Genomic DNA, 23,124 nt, shown 5'->3' with positions numbered 1-23,124 from the left:
GACAAAAATAACAGGACGAAAATTTCGTCCTGTTATTGATAGCTAATTAAGCGCGTATTTGGCCGTCACCCATCACCAAATATTTCTCGGTGGTTAGCGATTCTAACCCCATTGGCCCGTAAGCATGGAGCTTGGTTGTGGCGATACCAATTTCAGCACCTAATCCGAGCTCACTGCCATCAGAAAATCGCGAAGAAGCATTGACCATTACTACCGATGCATCAACAGAACGTTGAAAACGTCTAGAGGTTAGTTCGTTTTTGCTACAAATCACTTCCGTATGGTGACTACCAAATCGGTCAATATGCGCCATCGCTTCATCAACACCATCAACAATTCGAATGGCGATCTCTAAGTCTAGGTACTCCTGGCCAAAATCATCAACCGTTAAAACTGTCGCATTGCTAAAATATTGGCTGGCTGCATTACAAGCGTTTATTTTGACTTGCTTTTCTTTGAGTTTTTCAGCAACGTTAGGCAAAAATTCAGCGGCAATTGACTTGTCGACTAACAGAGCTTCAATTGCATTACATACACCCGTTCTCTGGGTTTTACCGTTGATTAATAAATTCATTGCAACATTAAGATCGGCTTCTTTATCAATATAAAGATGACAAACACCTTTGTAATGCTGAATAACAGGTACTTTGCTGTTATCAGTTACAAAGTTAATTAGGCCTTCACCACCTCTTGGGATGATGACATCGATACTGTCCCGTTGTTGCATTAACTCAAACATCAAATCACGACTAGGATCGGGCACTACAGTAATAAGCTCGGGTGGCAAATCAAATTTAATTAACACACCTTGTAAAACTTTTGCGATAGCCAAACTAGAGATTAATGCCTCTTTTCCACCACGCAAAATAACTGCGTTGCCAGATTTAAAGCATAGAGCCCCAGCATCTGCTGTCACATTAGGGCGAGCTTCAAAAATCATACAGACCACACCAAGAGGCACACGCATCTTACGAATCTGTAATCCATTAGGACGTTCACTGACCACTCGTTCAGCGCCAACTGGATCGGCCAATTCGGCTATCACCTCGAGCCCTGCCGCCATTGACTCAATTCTTTCATCGTTAAGCGTTAGGCGGTCTATCATCGAACCACTCAGCGCGTTTTGTTTCGCTAACGTTAAGTCTTTCTCGTTAGCTACAAGGATAGTTTGTTTTTGCTCACGCAATGCTTTAGCCATCGCACGTAACACTTGATTTTTGATTGACTCATCTAAGATCTTAGATGCTTTTACTGCGCCTTGAGTTAGCGCCTTAATAATACTCATTCTTTCTCCAATAACGCGACATTTTGATCTGAAATGATGGGGCCTGTTTGTTGCTGAAATTCATTTGCGAATTCTTGATCTTCTTGATTGGTAATAAAGTTAAGTAAACAGCTACTGTAATTCGACTGGGCTTTTGCCAGCTTTGTGCCATCGTGTTTACGTACTAAAATCGTGTCACCAACTGCAAATTCGCCCTTGATATCAACTAAATCATCACTGGTAAGCTGTTCGCTATGTGCATCCAGTTTGGCTGCAAAGTTGTCTTCTACAATCATTTCTCCTCGTGCAGTTGAGGTATGTGTCATCCAATGCAAATGTTCTTGCATAGGTGAAGGGTCTGAGGAAAAGTGTGTACCTGGGTTTTCACCTTTGAGTAACATGTTGAAGGTTAACTCAGTAAAACCATTCACTATGTAGGTATCGATACCGTGTAATGTCGCCTTTTCAGCGGCCTGAACTTTGGTTAACATTCCCCCAGTACCTACCGCACTAGTGGCACCGTCGGCCATCGCATAAATTTCGGCATCTATTGCTGTCACTTTTGGCAATAAAACCGCGTCCTCATGTTTATGTGGATTTTTATTGTACAAACCATCAATATCAGAACAAATAATCAATGCATCTGCATCCGCAGCTGCTGCCACTATGGCAGATAAGTTATCGTTATCTCCCACTTTCAGCTTATCGGTCACTATTGTGTCGTTCTCATTCACAATTGGCAGTACACCGTGCTCCAAAAGCGTGAATATTGTGTTTTTTACACTTACATAACGCTCTCGATCGCGCAAATCACATCGCGTTAGCAACATCTGCGCAGTTGGAAAATCAAACAACTTGTCCCAAGTGGCCATCATTTCGCTTTGGCCAGCTGCAGCCATGGCTTTTTTAACTGAAACCGTTTGTTGTAACTCGGCAGGGAAAATATGCGCTCCGGCAGCAACTGAACCAGAGGAGACTAAGACCACCTCAATACCTTGAGTACGACAGTTAACGATAAACTGCGCTATCCCTAATAAATAATGACTACTACACCCCTTTCCATGTGGGGCAATCAAAGCACTACCTACTTTGATTACGATACGTTTCCAATTTACTTTTTTCATGTAATTAACTACTTACCCTGCGTCGTTCAACGCTTGCTTAATTGATTTAGGCATGAATGCCAGTTTTACTGTTCTAATTTAATGAAGAACCTCTAAAGCTAGAGAATGGACTCTCACTGAGGATAGGTTTTTGCTTAGATGCGAATACAGCCTTTTGACTGAGAGGCCTCTGACGGGCCTAAAAACTGTATTTTTAACCTATAAAAATATTTGCTAAACAACTTCCAGCAAACTAATAGTTCGTACACTAACTATTTTTTCACAAAAAATCCATTACACTATTGATATAACATAGTTTGAAACAGGGAAAATTAGATAGAACTGAATCATTATCAACAGTTAAACAAAGTAACAAAATTGAATATAAAAATTGAACTCTAGGTTAATTACTCATACATTAAGCGTCATTAAACTGGCGCCTTTTAATCAGGTTTATCAGCCGGCTTTCAGAGGTGTTTAGAGGTAGGTGTTATGCAAAAATATGAAGAGTTATTGGTGTCATTAAGAAAGGTCACCCGAGCCATCGGAATTTATTCGAAAAAATTATCCAAAGAAAGTGGGCTTACCAGTCCCCAGCTAATAGTGCTAAAAGAAATTGATCAACATGACGGCTGTATGGTTAAAGATATAGCTCACAGTATTAATCTTAGCTCCGCCACTGTAACCAGTATTTTAGACAGACTTGAAGCACGTAACTATGTCATTCGAGAACGCTCAGTTACGGATAAACGTAGAGTTGGCTTGTACCTTACAGAACAAGGAAAGACTGTGGTCAAAGATGCACCAAGACCACTACAGACACATTTCATCGACCGTTTTGAAAAACTGGAAGAATGGGAGCAAACCCAACTAGTTTCAACAATGCAACGTATCGCCTATATGATGGATGCAGAAAACTTAGATGCGGCCCCCATGTTAGAAGTGGGTGTGCTACAGGAAGTTGCACCAACAGAATAGTCTATCCCCATACCACCTCAACACCCGTGTTTAGAGGTGGTATAGGTCTAAAATCCATCAAACAACGTATTAGTCTGTTTAATAGGCCACTTATTTTATGCAAAAAAAGACAGATACAGCCTCTATCCCAAAGGGACGATTAAGTCGATTGGGGAAACTCAGTTCTTTAGCAGGGCGAGTGGCGGGAAACATTTTAGCAGAAGGCGTTAGCGAATTAGCCAAAGGTAATCGGCCTAAAATTAAGGATTTACTCCTGACACCCGGCAATGCCATGCGTGTTGCCGACCAACTCGCGCAAATGCGCGGTGCTGCGATGAAAGTAGGTCAAATGATATCTATGGATGCAGGTGATATGTTGCCTGCCGAATTAACCGATTTATTAGCTCGATTACGCTCTGACGCCAAATCCATGCCTGAAAATGAATTGATTAGTTTACTCGAGTCTCAGTGGGGACAAGACTGGAAGAAACAATTCATTCAATTCCCGCTACAACCCATAGCAGCAGCCTCAATAGGTCAAGTACATAAAGTCATCACTCAAGACTTAAAACGTCTGGCCATTAAAATTCAATATCCAGGAATTAAACAAAGTATTAATAGTGATGTGGATAATGTCGCTACTCTCATTAAAATGACGGGGCTATTACCTAAGAGTCTGGATATTAAGCCATTGTTGGCGGAAGCTAAAAAACAGCTTCACGATGAGGCAGATTATACACTTGAAGGTCAGTACTTGGATCAATATGCCGCAGTTATTGAAAATGACGATGCTTTTATCATGCCTATTTTGGATAAAGAGTTTAGTTCAGGCACTGTGCTTGCAATGAGTTTTATTGATGGTTTACCAATAGAGCAATTAGTTAATCAGTCACAAGAAACACGTGATCGGGTAATGAGTCAATTAATGCGATTGTTTTTTAAAGAGTTATTTGATTTTCAACTAGTGCAAACCGACCCTAATTTTGCCAACTATCAATATGACCAAGAAACCCAAAAAATCGTGCTTTTAGATTTTGGAGCGACACGCACTTACACATCTCAGATGGCCGAAGGTTATCGTCAACTTATGCAAGGTGCGAGTCATCACGACAAAAACCAGATCCGTCAGGCAATCTTAGATATAGGTTTAATCAGGCAGGATTTACCTGAAAAGGTTCAGCAAAACATCACCGATTTGGCTTATATGGCCTGTGAACCTCTGTATGCCGAGTCCCCCTATGACTTTGCTAGTTCTGACTTGTCCTCAAGGTTACAAACTCAGGGCATACAATTAGGACTTGAGAAAGAGTACGCACACACTCCCTCGGCCAACGCGATATTTTTACATCGTAAACTAGGCGGATTATTTTTGTTGGCCATAAAATTAAAGGCTAAAGTGGATATGCAAAGTCTGTTCACGCCTTATAATAGGGCATAAAATAGCGTTACTAAAGGACACCTAAATGCTTATTCAACTCACACCAATTCAAGCTCGACTTATCGGTGTATTACTCGAAAAAGAAGTCACTACACCTGACCAGTATCCCTTATCTCTAAATGGGTTAACTTTAGGTTGTAACCAAAAAAGTAACAGAGAACCAGTGATGAACCTCAGTGAATCAGAGGTGCAGAATGTTTTGGATGAGCTTAGAGATAAAAAACTGATCCTCGAACATACTGGATCAGGAAGTCGCGTTGTAAAGTACAAACATCGTTTCTGTAATACCGAATTCAGTGACCTGAAATTTAGCCGCCAACAGTTGGCTATCATCTGCGTGATGTTGCTGCGCGGTCCGCAAACCCAAGGCGAACTAAGAACTCGCACCAACCGTTTGGCCGATTTTGACAATGTAGAAGAGATTGAGGCAACACTTAACAAATTACACGACTTAAACGATGAACAGTTGGTAGTCAAACTAGACCGAGAACCTGGTAAACGAGATTCCCGTTATGCCCATTTATTTAGTGGCGATGAAGGATTACAAGTCGCACCTCAGGTCGCAGTATATACAAATGCCACTAATCCTACTCAAGGTGCAGATTCAACCTCCCAAGATGCCCTAGAGCGCATTACACAACTAGAGCAACAAGTGGCTGAATTGACTAAACAATTAGTCGAATTGAAGGAACTGGTTGATATACTAAGCGAGTAAAAAGTGCCCTGTATTCGGATTAATGCATACCACTAATCCGAATACAAAACTAATCAATCAGACTGCACCATAACAGTGGTTAGCGTTTAAAGCAGGCTAATATTATGGGCAAAAAAACAAGCATAAACGCCAATCTTTGCTATGATTTACCACACCTAACGCGTGTCCTAACGTTTTTGGATTGTGTATTGGCCTACTTTAATTTTCATACTTTTTTTATTGTCACTCTATTGCTTACTTTTAGTACCAACTCGCAATCTAATAATTTGCAAGCCTCTGAAGTTTCGCCTTCCGATGTGCTAACCACATCCGTAGTTCGCACAAATACTACTCATCTAACTAACGATTTAAGAGTTCATTATAAAAATAGGGTCTTGTCCCTAGCCTTAGAAAAAACAGTGGCTACTCACGGTCCCTACAAAGTCGAGTATATTGAACTATTCACAACTTCTGCACGCACTGCGTCTGAAGTCCAATCAGGCAAAATTATAAACTTATTTATAGGTGTCACTACTCAGGAACGGGAAGAAGCCACAATTCCCATTCGAATCCCAATTCGCCGAGGGATTCTCAATTACCGAGTATTAGCAATTCATGAAAATAATCTCAATAAGTTTTCAACAGTCACAGAATTGAGCGAACTTAAAAAATTAGCCGCAGGATTGCGGGTAGGATGGGCCACAACTGATATATTCAAAAAGCAGTCTTTCAGCCACTACGAATTAGTGTCTCTTGATGGCCTGTATAATATGTTAAATCATAACGTCATTGATTATATACCTCGCGGCATTAATGAAATATATGACGAAATTGCAGTTCGCCAACCGAATAAAGTGATAGTTGAACCTCAATTAATCATTTTTCTACCGGCACCCACTTATATTTTTGTTTCACCGAATGAAGTCCGCTTAGCTGAGCGTATTGAAGCTGGATTAGAGAAAATGGTGAGTGATGGTTCACTTAAAGCTCTATTTTATGAATTTTATACCGATGACCTCGAAAAAGCAGACATCAATAATCGCAGGGTAATTACGATTACAAATCCGGATTTACCAAAAAGCATTCCATTCGACCGGCCAGAATTATGGTTTACCAACGACGACAAATAATATATCTGTCGCCAAAGGATCGTTATACGAATTCATCATCAGGTTAGATTATATTGCTGTAGAACCGCCATCTATTGGCAAAGTAATACCAGTAGTAAAACTTGCAGCATCAGAACATAAATACAAAACCCCAGATACCACTTCATTGGTTTGACCTACTCGCCCTACCGGATGCATGGCCTCAATGGCTTTGGCTTTTTTAGCGTCTCCGGCCATGGCTCGTTGATACATATTCGTGTTAATCACCGCGGGACAAATCGCATTCACTCGAATCCCTTTTTTTGCATATTCAACCGCAGCAGACTTGGTTAATCCAACTACCGCATGTTTACTGGCGGCATAGATACTCATAGTAGGCGCCGCACCTAGCCCAGCTACAGATGCAGTATTCACAATCGAACCGCCACCTGTTTTGAGCATTATTGTTATAGCCTGGCGCATACATAACCACACCCCTTTCACATTGATATCCATAATTTTGTCATAGGTCGCTTCATCACTTTCGGCTAACCTGCTTGATTCAATGTCAATTCCGGCATTATTAAAAGCAACATCTAATCTGCCGTAAGTATCTTCAATAAAGTCGAATAATGCCTTAACCGAAACGGCACTACTCACATCACAATGCTGAAATACTGCGCTATGGCCTAAATCATTTATATCCTTCGCCACTTGTTGACCTTGACTGTCAATATCAGCTAGTACAACTTTCGCTCCTTGATTGGCAAAAGCTTTAGCAACGGCCTCTCCTATGCCCCCAGAAGCCCCTGTTACCAAAACCACTTTATCTAAAAATTGTTGCTGATCATGCATAGTTATTTTCCATTGAATTATTATATTGGGAAGCCTACCAGTCTCTGGGTGAAACAAAAAATTGACGATCCAGATACAACTTTATCACTCATATTAATAACCATTAAAACACAACATTCAGCCGACTATGCATTTATCCAGCTCACACTTATTGTTACTATCTTTCACCTTCTTTCACTATTATTTAAGAAACAAAGTGACAAATATTCTACGTAAAGAAACCAAGCCGCGCATGAGCCACATAGTTATTCATCAAGGTACTATTTACCTGTGTGGACAAGTCTGTGCCGATGCCACCCAAGGTATCGAACAACAAACTCAAACCATGCTTGATAAAGTTGAGCAGTTATTACTAGACGCTGGCAGCGATAAAGAACATATGCTCTCTGCCACTCTTTACATTAAAGATATGCAAGACTTTTCGGCCATGAATACGGTGTGGGATAACTGGGTACCAGAAGGTCATGCCCCTGCTAGAGCCTGTGTTCAAGCGTCTATGGCTAGGCCTGAATTATTGGTTGAAATATCGGTTGTAGCAGCACAGAAAAAATAATCAACATTTAAGGTATTACAATATCAAATACGCAGTGCTCTTAATGCACTGCCGTGTGTATAGTCTCCATATATACACAGCCCCCTGTAGACACATTATTAATTATCCATAAATTTCAATAAGTTAAACTAAAAAACAACTTAGGCAGCACAAATTTCACACAATTTATTTGCCAACTGTGCATACCAGATATACACAGTAACGATATTTAATGACGATTAAATTATTTCTTTCACAGACAGATAGCAGGCCTATGTATATGCAGATCATGAGCCAGATAAAACAGAAAGTGATGGTAGGTGATTGGCAAATTGGTTTTCATTTGCCCTCTATTAGAGAGATGGCCTCTGTGACTGGCGTGAGTGTTATTACGGTCAAGCGAGCTTACTCTGAACTGGAGCTTGAGGTGGTAATTGTTACCCAACAAGGTCGCGGATCCTATATTGCTGAATCTGAAACCGTGCGGTCAGATTTACAATTATCTGAACTAGATGAGAAGTTAAAACAGGTTGTTTTCAGTGCTCGCCAATTGGGATTGAGTGACGATGAAACCAAAGAACGATTGAATCAGGTGTTATTAAACACAAGTGGGAACGAACAATGAACGAGTTAGCGATACAACTAGAAAATGTGAGCAAACATTTTAACTATTTTGACCTTAACAATATCAATCTCACTTTGCCCAAAGGGCAAATCATGGGCTTTGTTGGTGCCAACGGCGCTGGTAAGTCCACCACCATCAGGATCATTATGGGTTTGATGCAAGCTGATAGTGGTAAAACAACAGTTTTAGGCCAAGAAATGCCTAAACTTCAGGCGCAAGTTAAACATAATGTAGGTTATAGCTCCGAAGAGATGAAGTTATATGGCGGTAAAGATCTTGGCTGGCATATGGAGTTTATCAAGTCGATATACCCTGGTTGGGACGATAACTACGCAAACGAATTGTTACATCGATTTGATCTCAACCTTGAGCAGAAAATTAAACAGTTTTCCAAAGGTCAGCATATCAAAGCACAATTATTATTGGTCTTAGCCCGCAAACCAAAACTATTGGTATTGGATGAACCCACAACTGGTTTGGACCCTATGGCGCGCCAAGAAGTGAACAATGAATTAGCCCTTATTTTAAAAGATGAGGAACGCACAGTGTTGTTCTCTTCGCACAATACTGCTGACGTTGAGAAAATATCAGATCAAATAACCTTTATTGATCGAGGTTCGATTATTGATACCAATGACAAAGAAACCTTTTTAGAAAACTGGCGCCGCATTCAAGTCGAATTACCTTCTAATCACCCAATGGTACTAATGGGTAATATTGTTCAAATTGAGCAAGATGGACGATTGGCCTCAGTGATCAGCAACCAGTTTTGCCCCTCGATATTAGAAGCATATCAGCAACAAAATATTAAAGTTTTAGCAGTAGAAAATATGAGCTTAGAAGAAATTTTCTTAGCCAATGTTAATCATCGCAGACAAGCCCAAAATATAGGAGCTAAATAATGAATACCTTTATGATTACAAAACTCATCATCAAAGATTGGCAGTTATATAAAGTCTTTATGTTGGGCTATGCCTTATTAGGTATTTTTTCAGCTGGACTGATGACGGTGCCCTCTGGCACGGTTTACTATTTAGGTTTAGTGGGATTGATAACAGTATTAATCGGCTCCAGTGCCCACGTAGCAATAAACATTGTGGTGACCGAGAAGAAAGAGTCCCAATTATCCTTCATCATGGGGCTACCTATTACTCCGATGGATTACAACTTATCTAAAATATTTGGTGGTTTAGGCATATATTTGGTGAGTTGGGGAACAATTGTTGTAAGCGCAAGCCTGATTATTAATTTCAGTCATATGCCAAACGGCATGCTGCCCATGTTGATCCTCTGTGCATTGGAAATATTGGTAGCCACGAGTATTGTGCTTTGCGCCGGTGTGTTAAGTGGTTCAATACCAGTAACCATAATTACGATGATTATACTCAACATGGGATTTAACCTATTTTTATTTGAAGTTGCCGGAATTGAGGCCATTGGCAGCCATATCGAATCCCCCACTGCCATATTTAATTCAACGGTTTTCACACTCATTGGTGCTGAGTTACTGGCAATAGCAATAGTCATAGGCACCACTATTTTTATCAAATCCCGAAAGGCTTGCTTTCTCTAGCTAGGCCTTCACTAAGGCTTAATTAAGCCGCTTACTTCAAATTAACTTTCAACTTAACTTTTAAGAGGTGCTCATTATGGGTAGTCATAGTCGTGTCCATTATATGGATAATTTACGGGCGTTTGCCATGTTACTTGGTATATTTTTCCACGCAGTATTAGCTTACAGTCCATCACTCAAAGAGGTTTGGTTACCAGCCAGCCCACAAAATTCTGAGATAGTCGATTTTATCGCTTTTTTCAGTCACACATTCCGTATGCCATTGTTCTTTTTGATAGCCGGTTTTTTTGTGGCTTTGTTAATTCAAAAAAGAGGCTTAGGCGCGATGATAAAAAATCGCCTAATGCGCATTACCTTGCCACTATCGATATTTCTACCTTTAGTGCTTGCCTCTTTTGCCATTCTGATTGGCTGGGCACTGGAAAGTGTTGAAACAAAATCACCCATGCTGAGTTTAATCGCCATGATGGCGCAGTACCCTGATGCACCGCCACCACCAGTAACCACTATGCACTTATGGTTTCTGTACCAGCTAACGTTTTTTTTCATCGTCACTGCGGTAGTGGTGAAATGGGTTAAATTTGATTGGATGTCCCGTATCGTCAAGTCGCCAAAGCTGTTCTTGCTGTTAGCGCCACTTTTATTAGTGCCTGCACTAATAACACAGCATACGCCTATTCCTGCTCCTGAACAGTTTATCCCGCAGTTATGGTCATTTGGTTTCTTTGGTTTGTTCTTTTTGTTTGGTTATGGGTTATTTAGTCATCAAGACTTTTTAGACAAACTTCAACCCTATGTTTGGATGATGCTAGGAACAAGTGTTGCCGCCTACATCCTATTTTTTGAAATATACCCAAGACATACCAGCATGCAAGAAATAATGACAGTCATGGCTACTTCGCCAGCTATCGATTTAAAACAAGCAGGTCTTGCAACCTTGCAAGCTTACATCAGTGCCTTTATGAGCCTGGCCTTATTAATTGTTGGACGTAAACTGTTTAATAAACAAAACGACAGCATGAAATTGATTGCAGACTCATCGTACTGGGTTTACCTCATTCATTTACCAGTATTGATGTGGCTTCAGTTTTACTTACTCGATAAAGAATGGCCAATGCTGATTGAATTTTTACTTAGCTCTTTCGGCACTCTTTTCATTGGTTTAATTAGTTACGTATTATTCGTAAAATGGACACCTATTGGCTGGTTGTTAAATGGCAAGAAGAAACCCGATAACGTGTGAATTTGGTGCCCCAAAAGACTAAAACCACTTTTGGGGCTTTTCAACTACCAAAAATTAAGCCAATTTTTGTAAACTTTGCACTATCCAGTTTTTCAATTGTGACTCACTTAAACCACCAGCAATCCTATCGATTTCTTTACCATGATGAAAAAAGATTAAAGTAGGAATACTACGAATGCTGGCGTCAGCCGAAACTTTTTGCGCTTGCTCAGTATTCACTTTAGCAAATAACAATTCTTCTGACTGTTTAGCAACACTCGCAAACACCGGAGCCATAGCCTGACAAGGGCCACACCAGCTTGCCCAGTAGTCGACGATCACAGGCAAATCATTTTTTTCAATGTAACGATAGAAAGAAGAATCATTTAACTCAACTGGACTTGAAGAGTAAGCCGCTTGCTGACACTTACCACATTTGGCCTGAGTATGACTTCTATCTTCTGGTATACGGTTTATTGCAAGGCAATGGGAACAAACTATGTGCATAAGGCTTCCTAAACTGGGTTAATTGAATATTAATTTATTGTTCACTCTATTCAGTTTCTTTTTAATATCCAACTGCATACTGTCTAATCCACCTACTGAATGCAAAAAAGTATCGACTGATAATTTTTGCTGCTCATCAAATTGGTGATAACAATCTAATATTCTTTGTACTTTCCATTGGTGAAAGGTACCAATGGCACGTTTTTCCGTAGTTTCACCAATAGTATACTCATGTTCTCCTATGGTTCTGGGGATCTCGACATTTTGTGGATTTTGCTCAGCCCATGTTTCTAAACTTTTCACTGTATTGACTAACACTGGCCACTGCTCTTTAAACATACGTGTAAGCAGAAAATACAAAGATTCGGGAATTTGGTCGTCAGCTAAATATTCACCTTCAACATCTTGCGGTTGATTCATTCTTTCAACCCATTTGACCACGTTAGGTGCTATTTTTTTCATTAAAGCGCCTGGCTCGGGATCCCGGTATAAATGAGCATATAATGGACCCATTAAACCAAAATCACCTAAACAAGGTTTACTGCCTAGTAGATAATCATGCTCAGCAAAATGTTTATCCAATAGCGGCAAAACATGGTTTTCATACCAATCTTCAATCGCAGGAATACTCTTATCAGTAATCCCTAACAAAGGTACAAACCCTTTGAACTTCGCACCGATTTTTTTACCAATAAAAGCCCGAATAAAGCTAGGCATATTCGGTGCAATAACCTTACCAAACTCTTGGTAAATAAAAGGGAAGTTGGCTTTATTCCAACGGTAATGCATAGCGGGTATCACTAACCATTCATCACCCCAGGTTTCAAATAAATAAGAAACCAACTTCTGTTTAGGGCTTGTGGGGATAACCGAGCGTTGAGGATGGCGTTGTTCGAGAGTATCGATAATCTGTGCGGTATCTTGTAAATATTCATCTTCAGGCGTTTTGACTACAGGCACAAAACGGACACCTGTTTTGGGAACAATGACACTCTTATAGACCTTTAGCGAGGAAAACACTTCTGCGTATGGCAGACCTTTAAACGTCAAATATGCTCGAGCCTTTCCCGTATATAAAGACATGGGTGCGCCATAAAGTGTGTATTGTTCTGACATGTTTTATCCTTTAGATGATTTAACCTAATACATGGTTGTAATATATATACCGGCTCTAGAGTAAAACGCTTTCAGCTAAGCAGCATTTCTTTGATTGATGGTTATCTATAGACTTTCATAGACATATATCGTTTTTACCTTTACACGTGTTCTGCGCACTGTTATTTTTATCAAGCAATAAATATTTGCTATTCCTAAGGAGATTTTTGATGATTGTTGTAACTGCCCCCATTGCTCTACTTGAGCGGGTAGCTGTCTAAACTAAGAGTTGTTTGAACTCTTACCCCACTACCCGTTGTCTTGGCGAGCGATGACTATTTTTTGTTTGTAAATCGACCCATTTTAAAAATAGACAACAGGACTTATCATGTCTGAAAAAAATTACACCTTAACTCAATTAGGTTGGAAAACATTTTTTAACCAACAGCTCACTTTAGACAATTTAGAGCAAGCTGCTCCCTATAGAATCACCCAAGTTTTTAGAAATCGCCTGATTGTATTAGGCGAACACGGCGAACTTAATCTAGATCTAGCGCAATACCCTATCTTACAAGGCGGCACTGTAGGTGACTGGATACTAATGCCAAATACACAATCAGGTACCCCAGTTTTATTAGAAAGGCAGAGTGTTTTTCAACGAAAATCACCCGGCTCTAATACCAGTCAACTGATTGCGGCTAACGTAGATACAGCGTTTATTGTTAGCTCATGCAATCATGATTTTAATTTATCTCGCATCGAACGTTATTTAGCATTAGCCAAAGAAGCGCAAGTGGATACCGTTTTAGTTTTAACTAAGGCAGATTTGATTAGTGAAGAACAGCGGCAAAGCTATTTAGCGCAATTACATGAGTTGCAAGCTCATCTAGTGGTGTTGATGCTCAATGCCCTAGACAGCATAGATGTGCAAAAACTCAACGATTGGTGCAAGGTTGGGCAAACAGTGGTGCTTCTGGGTTCTTCAGGGGTGGGTAAAACCACCTTATCCAATTCACTATGTGCCATGCAAGAAGCCACCGCCGAGGTGCGAGATGATGACAGCAAAGGGCGGCACACGACTACAGGGCGTTCGTTATATTTTACCAGTGAAGGTGGATTAATATTAGACTGTCCTGGAATGCGCGAGTTGCAACTCACCGATTGTGAGGAGGGAATCAAAGCAGTATTTTCTGATATAGAGCTGATTGCAAAGCAGTGTAAGTTTAGCAATTGCCAACACCAGTCTGAGCCGGGCTGCGAAGTTTTAAAAGCTTTAGATGCGGGGACGTTGGACCCTCGAAGACTAACAAACTATCAAAAAATACTAAAAGAACAAGCGAGGAATAGTTTAACCCTTGCTCAATCTCACCAGCAAGACAGGGTGTTTGGTAAGTTTATTAAAAATAGCTTAAAAGAAAAAAAGTCACGACAAGAACGTTAGAATAATAGCAATCAACATATAGAATTAATGCGGCTCGCTAGCCGCATTAATTTCGATTAGCTAATGTCAGTAAATGACTCACAGTATTCCAATTTCTGGCAGTGGTTGGCACACTTAATATTTTCTCTACCTTAGCAGCCAACTTTGATCGGCCAATGCCTTGTGGAGCATGTAAATAAAACACCTGCTCCACAAGTGAAAAAGATTCAGACTCTGCTTGAATCATCGATAATGGTTCTAAAGTTGACACAGTACTAGCTTCAGCAAGAAAAAACACATGTAATGTTTTAGGCTCAGATTGCGCATCAGGAAAAGGATTATTGGCAGCTGCTTGCTCAAATTGAGCCAGGGTCAACAGTAACATCTGAGGTTGAAAACCAAAGGTTTGCAGCATCGCATCGGCAAGGATTTCAGATAACACTTGTGCGTTTGATTCAGAGTGTTGTAGCAACACATTGCCACTTTGGATATAGGTTTGAACATTTTGACAACCAACACCATTCAACATTTCGGCTAGTTGTTGCATAGGCACAATGTTCTTACCTCCAACATTGATCCCTCTAAGCAGAACTATCCAGCTATTCATGCCATTTCGCTCTAATGGGCCGTCAAAAACTGGCGCAAAGAAACAAGCATTTCTGCATGTTTTGGATTGGCTTTGGGCACATCACAAGGCATTATTTCTTCCAGCATTGAGGTATCGTATTGCATATCAGATATTTGTTTTTCGTTTACTACCACATCCGCATGACACACATCCAAATCTTCAGAAATTTCAAACAATGTATTGGGGCCTTTGTTTACAGCCATAAGATTCTTAACACCTTCGATCGGCGTAGTTTTGTCTGCCATTGAGTGAGCGGCAAAAATTGGTAGGTTTAGTGTCGCTCCTTGTTCAATTAATTCTCGTACTGAAAAAATGACTTCTGTTAATTCAAATGCTGCAAAGCGTGCAACACTTGGGTACTTAAATTGATTTGGCCCTTGAGTCTTATATTCACCATCTAAGATTTTAGCTAACCATTGTATTCCCCACACTTTGGCCAATGATTCAACACTTGAGTCTAATGCCAAAGCTCCAGAAAATAACATTAAGCCCTTAACTGCTTGAGGATTTTGTAAAATATATTCAGTGGCCAAGACACCGCCAGTTGAAAAACCACCAACATAAACTTGTTCGCCTAAACTAGACGAGAAATCCATTATTTCTGACACATGCCCGCGCCATCTATCGGCTAATCCGGCGTCTTGCATATCTTCATCGGCTTGTTTTTTACCATGACCGGGGACCAACGCAACCACCACATTATTACCTTGCTGATGTATAGATTGAGCGATTGAACGAAGGAAAAATGGCGAATCACTTAGCCCATGAAACAATACCACCACTTTTTTGGTAGCTTTAGCGTGATGTAAAATATAAGGCGCATTACCGTCATTTTTTAAATTTTCTGAGCACACCTTAAACACATTCAATTCAGGTGATTGGCAGCCGCTAGTGGTACCTAGTTGTACTTGATAAATAGCATCAAACTTATCAAATTCTGACTCAATAGACTGGGATGTGGCGACAAAAGAGTAGGTACTAGTAGCCAAAATAAACAGCGGTAAAAATAACTTCATTAAGAGTGAACTTGTATTATTGAGTAGCCCACTACTATATCCAGTTGTGTAGCGATTTACTAATTTACAGACACAAAAAATGGCGCTTATAAGCGCCATTTTTAATCATTAGAAAATTTAGGCGAAATACGCTTCTAAATCGTCAGAACCGCCGATTAACTTGCCGCCGATAAATACCTGAGGCCAAGATTCGCTACCAGAAAGAGCCTTAAGCGTAGTAAACGATACTTCTTTACCCATAACCAACTCTTCGTATTCAAAACCTTTTTCATCAAGCAAGTTTTTCGCTTTAGCACAGAAAGGACAACCTGGTTTGGTCAAAATAGCAGTCGCTACCGAGCACTTCGCTTCTGGGGCAACATAAGCCAGCATAGTATCTGCATCTGATACTTCAAAGGGGTCACCTGGTAAATCTGGTTCAATAAACATCTTGTCTACTATGCCATCTTTAACCAGCATGGAATAACGCCAGCTGCGCTTACCAAAACCAATTTCAGATTTATCTACCAATAAACCCATACCATCGGTAAATTCACCATTTCCATCAGGAATTAGCGTCACATTATCCGATTCTTGGTCTTCTGCCCAAGCGTTCATGACAAATGTATCGTTAACAGACAAACAAATAATATCGTCTACGCCATTGGCTTTAAAAGTTTTGGCCAATTCATTATAACGAGGTAAATGCGTAGAAGAACAAGTAGGAGTAAAGGCTCCAGGTAAAGAGAAAACAACTACTGTTTTGCCTTTAAACAGGTCGTCAGTAGTGAGTTTCACCCACTCATCATTAACGCGTGCAGCAAAACTACATTGTGGTACGGCTTGTCCTGATTTATCTTCAAAATTTGGGTTAGACATATTTTTCTCCAATCTAAAATTAATAAAATTAAGTGAGGCTAAGATACATATTTTTATTAATCATTTAAAATAATTAATACCGATTAAGTTAATCTAGATAGCCTATTAACTTTTCATATATCGCCGAGATATGAATGGTCAACAGAGCCTAATCAATCCTTAAAAAAATCTTCAGACTGTTCAATTAACATAGCTTCTATGTCTTCAATATCGAAATCTGGCAATTTAATCGTTTCTTGATCTTTGTTTGCACCACACGGAATGGTTTTTTCCTCGTCGGCCCATTCACCTAAATCGATTAACTGACATGTTTTACTACAAAACGGACGAAAAAGATTACTTTGGATCCATGTCACTTGTTTTTTGCAGTTAGGACAATTGACCGTAGTTGGCATAGGAATAAAAAACCTCGAATAGAAATATAGAAAAGTTTAACAACACGCCAGCTTAAAACTCACCTTACTGTCGACAGAAGAGCTACCTTGCATGGTAGGGGTAAACAAAGTAAAACGAATGGCATAGCGATATTTATTACCTGAAAGCATAGGGTAATACCCTGCGTCGGTTGAACTTAACACACGGATCAGCTCATTTTTATCTTCTGCAATACCTTGGAAAAAACCTTTTTCAGCTTCAACTTCGCTAAAACGCCCTCTTTCTCGTAGAAACGACAGAGTGATCTCCATTGCTTGTTGAATAGGGGTGAGCTCTTGTAACCAAAGGTTTATATCGTGTTGCTTGTTGTCATTAGGTTGTTGCAACCAATAATGTAAATTGGGTAAATCAAAACTACAGGTACCACCAGGAATAGAAAAACGCTGTCTAATGGAGGCTAAGAATCTATCTTCTTTAAGTTCTGCGCCGACTTTTTTATTACTTTTTAATGACTCACGTAAACGAAGAATTTTTTGTAAAGCAAATTGTAGTGCTTCGTCATCTATATTTGGATGTTGCGACCAAATAACCAGATTTTTTTCGTGTGACTCAATGTCTTTAAGCACGTCGTTGCGCAAATCAATGCGTTCTGACAAATCCAGTAAAGTGAAAAGACAGTCTAGAAAGTTAATATATTGCCAATCTTCACTTGCAATTTTACCCTGTTCAAGCTGCTTAAATAACTGCTCAAGCCTAAGGTAAGTACGTACCTTTTCATTGAGTGGAAATTCGTAAATTGCTTGAGACATGATGACCTGTTTATTATGGTTAACCTGCGACACATGCCGTGGACATATGTTGTGAATAAGTATTGTAAAGAATTTTTAGTCAAATCAATAGGCTAAAATCAATCTCTATTTAACAGATATTTGTTTTTGTTGTGCTAACAACAAATAATGTTTGTGTAATTGCGTGACTTGTTTGGCTAAATCTTCAGTTTGGCCGTTGTTATCAATCACGTCATCAGTCACGGCTAAACGTTGCTGTCTGGTTGCTTGGGCAGCCATAATTGCACGAATTTGTTGTTCATTGGTTTTGTCTCGCAATACCGTTCTTTGTAGTTGCACTTGTTCATCCACATCTACAATCACCACCCTATCAACTTGCTCATATAACTTATTTTCAACCAACAATGGCACGCTCAAAAGGCAATATACTGATTTGGCATTTTCAGTCTGCACTAACATTTGCTCTCTTATGAGGGGATGTAAAAGTTGATTTAGCCAATCCTTAACAGCAATATCGTTAAAAACCAGAGTTCGCAGGGTCGCCCTATTTAAGTGTCCTGTATCATCAAGAACTGACTGACCAAATTTATCAATTATTGCGCTAAGGCCCAGAGTACCAGGCTCAACTACTTCTCTGGCAATCAAGTCAGCATCAATCACCTCAATGCCGTATTCTGCAAATAAATTAGTCACTGTGGTTTTACCGCTGCCGATACCACCGCTAATTCCAACAACATAATCGCTCATAACAAGCACCACTCATAACAAGCACCACTCATGGCAACATCCACCGCCAATATTGAGTCACTATCCAATCACCATATAGTAAGGTTAACCAACCGGCCGCGGCTAAATAAGGGCCAAATGGAATTGGATGACTCTTATCTTTACCTTGCACTGTTAGCAAGGTCACCCCAACAACCGCGCCAACAAATGAAGACAACAAAATCACCACTGGCAAATGTTGCCATCCTACCCAAGCGCCTATTGCGGCCAGCAATTTAAAATCACCATATCCCATGCCTTCTTTGCCGGTTAGCAATTTAAACGCCCAGTACAGACTCCACAAACTTAGGTAACCCAACGCAGCACCAATTAAGGCGTCTTGGCTAGTGACAAAAGGACTCTCGATACTTAGTAATAAGCCTAACCACAATAGCGATAGCGTTAATTGATCGGGTAATAACATGGTATCTAAATCAATAAAGGTCATGGCTATCAACAACCACGTGGCTACGACTGCGGCAAAACCCGCTAAACCAAAACCAAAATGCCAGGCGACCAAAGTTGACAATAAACCAGTGGCTAGCTCAACTAAAGGGTAACGGATAGAAATTGGATTCTTACATTGACTACATTTACCCCTTAACACTAACCAACTAATTAAAGGTATATTTTCCCACGCTCTAATTTTGTGCTGGCATTTTGGACAAGTTGAGTCAGGTTTGACCAAGTTGAATGGGGGTTCTGCAGGGCTTGTTGTAGCAGGTGACTCTACATTTTGTGAAGCCGTATACTCGGCTATTTCGGCCTTCCAAGATTTTTCCATCATAACGGGCAAACGATAGATCACCACATTTAGAAAACTGCCCACCATCAAACTGACGATAAACACAAAACCCATAAAAAAGGCCGGTGATTCAGCCATTAATTGAAACGATGCTTGCATAAATAGACTTATAAAAAGTTAGAGATAAATATTATTGAGAGTAGCTTGCCAGAATTTTATCCGGCAAGCTATGAGGTAGAAGACTGTTGATTAAGTAAAAACGTTAAACCACGTTACCCATTTCAAATATTGGCAAGTACATAGCAACAATTAATCCACCAATTACCACACCCAGAACGGCCATAATCATTGGCTCTAGTAGACTAGTTAAACCATCCACCATATCGTCGACCTCGGCTTCATATATGGTTGCGACTTTGCTTAACATCTCATCAACCGCACCCGCTTCTTCACCAATGGCAATCATCTGCACCACCATTTCAGGAAACACCGCTGTAGTGCGCATGGCGACATTCATAGGAATACCACCAGATACTTCTTTTTTGACAAATAAAATGGCATCACGAAATACTGAGTTACCCGCAGCACCCGCGGCAGAATCTAATGCGCCGATAAGAGGAACACCAGCAGCAAAAGTAGTCGCCAAAGTACGGGTAAATCTAGCAACAGAGGCTTTTTTAAGAATTTCACCAATAACTGGGATCTTCAAGGTTTTAGCATCCACCCAATCTCTGAGTTTCAATGATTTTTTATGGGCTCTAGCAAAAAGAGCGCCTGCTGCAAAGACGACACCGCCTACAACCAAACCATAATCTTGCATAAACCGAGAAATACCTAAAACAAACTGAGTAAACGCTGGCAACTCAGCACCAAAACTAGAGAAAATCTCTTCAAACTGAGGCACCACGAAAATCAGCAGAATGGTCGTAACAATAAACGCCACAACAACAACCGCTATAGGGTAAAACATCGCTTTTTTGATTTTGGACTTAAGGGCTTCGGCTTTTTCTTTATAGATTGCAATCCGATCGTAGATAGTTTCTAACGCTCCTGACTGCTCGCCGGTTTCCACTAAATCGCAATATAAGTCATCAAAATAATCCGGGTGTTTACGCAACGTCTCTGAAAGGGGGTTACCTGCGCTAACACTAGCGCCAATTTCACCCAATAACTCTCGCATTTTCCTATTTGCATGTCCCGAAGCGATCATATCTAAGGTTTGAATCAATGTAACACCAGCACTTAACATAGTAGCTATTTGCCTTGAAATAAGAGCAATATCTACTGCTTTAATTTTATCGCCTCCGCCCAACAGGGGTTTAGCTAGCTTTTTGACTTTTTTAGCTGAAATGCCTTGCCTACGAAGCTGATTCTTAGCCTCAACAATGGAAGTAGCGGAAATCTCGCCCTTAACCATCTGGCCGCGTCTATTGGAGCCGTTGTAGACAAATATTGTGGGTGCAGTAGCCATAATTTACCTTACTTATTCAAGTTCTAAATCAAAAAAGCCCGGAGAGTCCGGGCTATATTTCTGAAAAGTTATAAACTTAGCAAAGTGTAGTTGGGTCGCAAGCAATGCCCCAAGTTAAGTTGCCACTACCAGTCACTGTAGGAGTCAATGTATAACTACCCGTACCTGTAATAGTTGAATCTGTAGCTTTTATCGCTGTGATTACACCACTTGCCGCAGTAGTTAATCCAACAATCCCTGCAGCTGCAGTGATGTCTGCTGGAACGCCATTAGAACCGCCAACACAGCTAAGAAGAGGTGTGCCCATTTGCACACATATTTCAACCGCGGTTTTTGCTGCTGAAGTGGCGTTAGTTACTTCAGTAAAACGCGCTTTTTCTGTATAAGACTGGTAGGCTGGTAAAGCAATCGCTGCCAAAATACCGATAATAGCCACAACAATCATCAATTCGATTAAAGTGAAGCCGCCTTGTTTTTTTGCATTATTCATTTGAGTCATGTTCATGGTTTTATCTCCAACACATTTTGTGTAAAATTAAGTTTTAAAAGTTTTGCCGGTTGCCGAGTTAGGGCGTTGTTTTTGAATTCCTGTTCAGTATAGAACGAGTTGAGCATCTGACAAGTATGCAGATACATACCTAAGTCTGAGCCATAAAAATTCACCTTCAAAACAGACCTGTCATTCTTTTTCCAAACATTCTTTTACAAGCTATTATATAAGCACAACAATCAAAGCTTCGAAGAACGAGTTTCAATTACTCTTAAGGACAAATCTATCGCTTGAACATGCTTAGTAAGCGCTCCGGAGGAAATAAAGTCCACTCCTAATGCAGATAATTTTTTTAACCTATCAATAGTAATATTGCCCGAAACTTCTAGCTTGCACTGACCTTTGTTGACAATGACCGCCTGCTTCAGCATGTCTAAGTTAAAATTGTCTAACATCACAATGTCGGCCTTAGCTTCAATTGCTTGATGTAATTCTTGAATATTTTCAACTTCTACTTCCACGAGTAAATCTGCGTGTTGTTCCTTTGCTTTAGTTACCGCGGCCTGTATCGAACCACAAGCTAGAATATGGTTTTCTTTTATCAGGTAAGCATCGAATACCCCCATACGGTGATTTTTACCACCACCACAGGTCACAGCATACTTTTGCGCGAGGCGCATACCAGGTATCGTTTTACGGGTGTCTAATAATTGTGTATTGGTACCCGCTAACTCTTTTACACATTTTGCAACGACTGTTGCCGTGCCTGAAAGTGTTTGTAAAAAATTTAACGCTGTGCGTTCACCCGTTAGTATATGCCTAGCATTACCGCTCACTCTAACTATTGATTGGTTAGCTTTTAACTGGTCGCCATCTTTCACATACCAATTCAACTTAATATCCTTGTTAAGTTGCCTAAACGTTTCTGTGACCCAAGCCGCGCCAGCTAACACACAATCTTCACGGGTGATAATATCGGCTGTAATACTTTGGGTAACGGGGATCAAATTAGCGGTAATGTCGCCAATGTCTGGATGTTGTCCGTTTAAATCTTCTGACAACGCAATTTCAACGGCTGATTTAATATCTATATCTTGCATAGGTTCTCTAATACGACTCTCTTAACATAAGAAGGTTTAGTGGCTTATAGGTTACGTAAAATTAACCAATCGCCTTTTTGGCTAAATTCTAATTGTTTTAATGCACTCATTCCCAGCAGTATTTCATTATCTCTAAAACCGGGATTTAAGTTAGCTCTGACATTATCTAATTGAATATCACCAATAGACAATCGTTGAATGTTAGTCTGCGCTACTTGTACACGGCCATTGGCGGTTTGCACCCAAGACAGACTGCCCTTTTGCAAGTTAAGTTGCTCGGCTAAATGCATAGGCACAGATACGTGAGTAGCCCCAGTATCTAATAAAAATATTACGGGTTGACCATTAATAGCCCCACCACTGACATAATGTCCAGCGCGATTTTGTTTGAGCCGCACCTCTTGTACACCTTGACTAGATGACGAGATAGGCTCGGCATTAGGATTAAACTGCTTAGCAAGCTGATCATCAAACAATAGGGTTAACAAGCCCAACCCAATGACCCAAGCGACAAT

General features: G+C 40.2%; 26 protein-coding genes. 10 read left to right on the top strand and 16 right to left on the bottom strand.

Features of this window, described 5'->3' with window-relative positions; all coding sequences use genetic code 11:
* Positions 1 to 46 precede the first annotated feature (46 nt).
* Positions 47 to 1,285 (bottom strand): glutamate-5-semialdehyde dehydrogenase, encoded by a 1,239-nt coding sequence (locus QZ488_RS07225; RefSeq protein WP_293747164.1) that lies wholly within the window; start codon positions 1,283 to 1,285, stop codon positions 47 to 49.
* A complete protein-coding gene (gene proB / locus QZ488_RS07220) occupies positions 1,282 to 2,388 on the bottom strand; it encodes a glutamate 5-kinase (RefSeq protein WP_293747163.1) in 1,107 nt (368 codons plus the stop codon). The genes QZ488_RS07225 and proB overlap by 4 nt, the downstream gene beginning before the upstream one ends.
* A 471-nt stretch (positions 2,389 to 2,859) precedes the next feature.
* Between proB and QZ488_RS07215 the strand changes: the two genes are divergently transcribed.
* The 4 genes from QZ488_RS07215 (at position 2,860) to QZ488_RS07200 (ending at position 6,586) form a co-directional block, all read left to right on the top strand.
* Positions 2,860 to 3,345: a MarR family winged helix-turn-helix transcriptional regulator gene (locus tag QZ488_RS07215; RefSeq protein WP_293747162.1), complete on the top strand. Its 486-nt coding sequence runs from the start codon at positions 2,860 to 2,862 to the stop codon at positions 3,343 to 3,345.
* Between the two features lie 97 nt (positions 3,346 to 3,442).
* Complete coding sequence (locus tag QZ488_RS07210; protein WP_293747161.1) at positions 3,443 to 4,762, top strand: AarF/ABC1/UbiB kinase family protein; 1,320 nt, start codon at positions 3,443 to 3,445, stop codon at positions 4,760 to 4,762.
* A 25-nt stretch (positions 4,763 to 4,787) separates the two neighbouring features.
* Positions 4,788 to 5,477 carry a DUF480 domain-containing protein gene (locus tag QZ488_RS07205; RefSeq protein ID WP_293747160.1) on the top strand — a complete coding sequence of 230 codons (690 nt, stop codon included), beginning with the start codon at positions 4,788 to 4,790 and terminating at the stop codon, positions 5,475 to 5,477.
* Positions 5,478 to 5,875: 398 nt separating this feature from the next.
* Entirely contained in the window at positions 5,876 to 6,586 is a 711-nt protein-coding gene (locus tag QZ488_RS07200; RefSeq protein WP_293747159.1) for a hypothetical protein, read from the top strand.
* Positions 6,587 to 6,634: 48 nt separating this feature from the next.
* On the opposite strand, the gene QZ488_RS07195 is transcribed toward QZ488_RS07200, so the two are convergent.
* Complete coding sequence (locus tag QZ488_RS07195) at positions 6,635 to 7,399, bottom strand: SDR family oxidoreductase (RefSeq protein WP_293747158.1); 765 nt, start codon at positions 7,397 to 7,399, stop codon at positions 6,635 to 6,637.
* A 196-nt stretch (positions 7,400 to 7,595) separates the two neighbouring features.
* On the opposite strand from QZ488_RS07195, the gene QZ488_RS07190 reads away from it, so the two are divergent.
* The 5 genes from QZ488_RS07190 to QZ488_RS07170 all read left to right on the top strand — a co-directional run bounded on the left by QZ488_RS07190 (position 7,596) and on the right by QZ488_RS07170 (position 11,372).
* A complete protein-coding gene (locus QZ488_RS07190) occupies positions 7,596 to 7,952 on the top strand; it encodes a RidA family protein (RefSeq protein WP_293747157.1) in 357 nt (118 codons plus the stop codon).
* Positions 7,953 to 8,211: 259 nt separating this feature from the next.
* Entirely contained in the window at positions 8,212 to 8,556 is a 345-nt protein-coding gene (locus QZ488_RS07185; protein ID WP_293747156.1) for a GntR family transcriptional regulator, read from the top strand.
* Positions 8,553 to 9,458 carry an ABC transporter ATP-binding protein gene (locus QZ488_RS07180; RefSeq protein ID WP_293747155.1) on the top strand — a complete coding sequence of 302 codons (906 nt, stop codon included), beginning with the start codon at positions 8,553 to 8,555 and terminating at the stop codon, positions 9,456 to 9,458. The genes QZ488_RS07185 and QZ488_RS07180 overlap by 4 nt, the downstream gene beginning before the upstream one ends.
* The gene (locus tag QZ488_RS07175; protein WP_293747154.1) at positions 9,458 to 10,129 is read left to right on the top strand and encodes a hypothetical protein; all 672 of its coding nucleotides are present in this window, start codon (positions 9,458 to 9,460) and stop codon (positions 10,127 to 10,129) included. Before QZ488_RS07180 ends, QZ488_RS07175 begins: the two co-directional genes overlap by 1 nt.
* A gap of 76 nt (positions 10,130 to 10,205) precedes the next feature.
* The gene (locus QZ488_RS07170) at positions 10,206 to 11,372 is read left to right on the top strand and encodes an acyltransferase family protein (RefSeq protein WP_293747153.1); all 1,167 of its coding nucleotides are present in this window, start codon (positions 10,206 to 10,208) and stop codon (positions 11,370 to 11,372) included.
* 54 nt (positions 11,373 to 11,426) lie between these two features.
* Here QZ488_RS07170 and trxC read toward each other — a convergent pair whose 3' ends face one another.
* Together trxC and QZ488_RS07160 are read right to left on the bottom strand one after the other, a co-directional pair.
* On the bottom strand, positions 11,427 to 11,858 hold the full coding sequence (gene trxC, locus QZ488_RS07165; RefSeq protein ID WP_293747152.1) for a thioredoxin TrxC: 432 nt from the start codon (positions 11,856 to 11,858) through the stop codon (positions 11,427 to 11,429).
* An 18-nt stretch (positions 11,859 to 11,876) separates the two neighbouring features.
* Positions 11,877 to 12,974, bottom strand: a complete 1,098-nt coding sequence (locus tag QZ488_RS07160) for a glutathione S-transferase family protein (RefSeq protein WP_293747151.1) — start codon at positions 12,972 to 12,974, stop codon at positions 11,877 to 11,879.
* 367 nt (positions 12,975 to 13,341) lie between these two features.
* Between QZ488_RS07160 and rsgA the strand changes: the two genes are divergently transcribed.
* Positions 13,342 to 14,394 (top strand): ribosome small subunit-dependent GTPase A, encoded by a 1,053-nt coding sequence (gene rsgA / locus QZ488_RS07155; RefSeq protein WP_293747150.1) that lies wholly within the window; start codon positions 13,342 to 13,344, stop codon positions 14,392 to 14,394.
* Between the two features lie 46 nt (positions 14,395 to 14,440).
* Here the strand turns inward: rsgA and QZ488_RS07150 are convergent, their stop codons facing one another.
* The 11 genes from QZ488_RS07150 to QZ488_RS07100 form a co-directional block, all read right to left on the bottom strand.
* Positions 14,441 to 14,980, bottom strand: coding sequence for a DUF1697 domain-containing protein (locus tag QZ488_RS07150; protein WP_293747149.1), 540 nt, complete (start codon positions 14,978 to 14,980; stop codon positions 14,441 to 14,443).
* Positions 14,981 to 14,991: 11 nt separating this feature from the next.
* A complete protein-coding gene (locus tag QZ488_RS07145; protein ID WP_293747148.1) occupies positions 14,992 to 16,017 on the bottom strand; it encodes an alpha/beta fold hydrolase in 1,026 nt (341 codons plus the stop codon).
* A gap of 117 nt (positions 16,018 to 16,134) precedes the next feature.
* The gene (locus QZ488_RS07140) at positions 16,135 to 16,875 is read right to left on the bottom strand and encodes a glutathione peroxidase (RefSeq protein ID WP_293747147.1); all 741 of its coding nucleotides are present in this window, start codon (positions 16,873 to 16,875) and stop codon (positions 16,135 to 16,137) included.
* Positions 16,876 to 17,027: 152 nt separating this feature from the next.
* Complete coding sequence (gene yacG / locus QZ488_RS07135; RefSeq protein WP_293747146.1) at positions 17,028 to 17,270, bottom strand: DNA gyrase inhibitor YacG; 243 nt, start codon at positions 17,268 to 17,270, stop codon at positions 17,028 to 17,030.
* A gap of 36 nt (positions 17,271 to 17,306) precedes the next feature.
* Positions 17,307 to 18,059 (bottom strand): cell division protein ZapD, encoded by a 753-nt coding sequence (gene zapD / locus QZ488_RS07130; protein WP_293747145.1) that lies wholly within the window; start codon positions 18,057 to 18,059, stop codon positions 17,307 to 17,309.
* A 105-nt stretch (positions 18,060 to 18,164) separates the two neighbouring features.
* Positions 18,165 to 18,785 (bottom strand): dephospho-CoA kinase, encoded by a 621-nt coding sequence (gene coaE, locus QZ488_RS07125; RefSeq protein ID WP_293747144.1) that lies wholly within the window; start codon positions 18,783 to 18,785, stop codon positions 18,165 to 18,167.
* Positions 18,786 to 18,813: 28 nt separating this feature from the next.
* On the bottom strand, positions 18,814 to 19,707 hold the full coding sequence (locus tag QZ488_RS07120; RefSeq protein ID WP_293747143.1) for an A24 family peptidase: 894 nt from the start codon (positions 19,705 to 19,707) through the stop codon (positions 18,814 to 18,816).
* A 103-nt stretch (positions 19,708 to 19,810) separates the two neighbouring features.
* Positions 19,811 to 21,019, bottom strand: a complete 1,209-nt coding sequence (locus QZ488_RS07115) for a type II secretion system F family protein (protein ID WP_293747142.1) — start codon at positions 21,017 to 21,019, stop codon at positions 19,811 to 19,813.
* Between the two features lie 76 nt (positions 21,020 to 21,095).
* Positions 21,096 to 21,524, bottom strand: coding sequence for a prepilin-type N-terminal cleavage/methylation domain-containing protein (locus tag QZ488_RS07110; protein ID WP_293747141.1), 429 nt, complete (start codon positions 21,522 to 21,524; stop codon positions 21,096 to 21,098).
* Between the two features lie 224 nt (positions 21,525 to 21,748).
* On the bottom strand, positions 21,749 to 22,609 hold the full coding sequence (gene nadC, locus QZ488_RS07105) for a carboxylating nicotinate-nucleotide diphosphorylase (protein ID WP_293747140.1): 861 nt from the start codon (positions 22,607 to 22,609) through the stop codon (positions 21,749 to 21,751).
* 44 nt (positions 22,610 to 22,653) lie between these two features.
* A partial coding sequence (locus QZ488_RS07100; protein ID WP_293747139.1) for a TIGR02281 family clan AA aspartic protease occupies positions 22,654 to 23,124 on the bottom strand: 471 nt, incomplete at its 5' end.

This window comes from uncultured Paraglaciecola sp., assembly GCF_913020055.1.
Taxonomy (GTDB): Bacteria; Pseudomonadota; Gammaproteobacteria; order Enterobacterales; family Alteromonadaceae; genus Paraglaciecola.
This window is presented reverse-complemented; position numbering and strand designations above follow the sequence as displayed.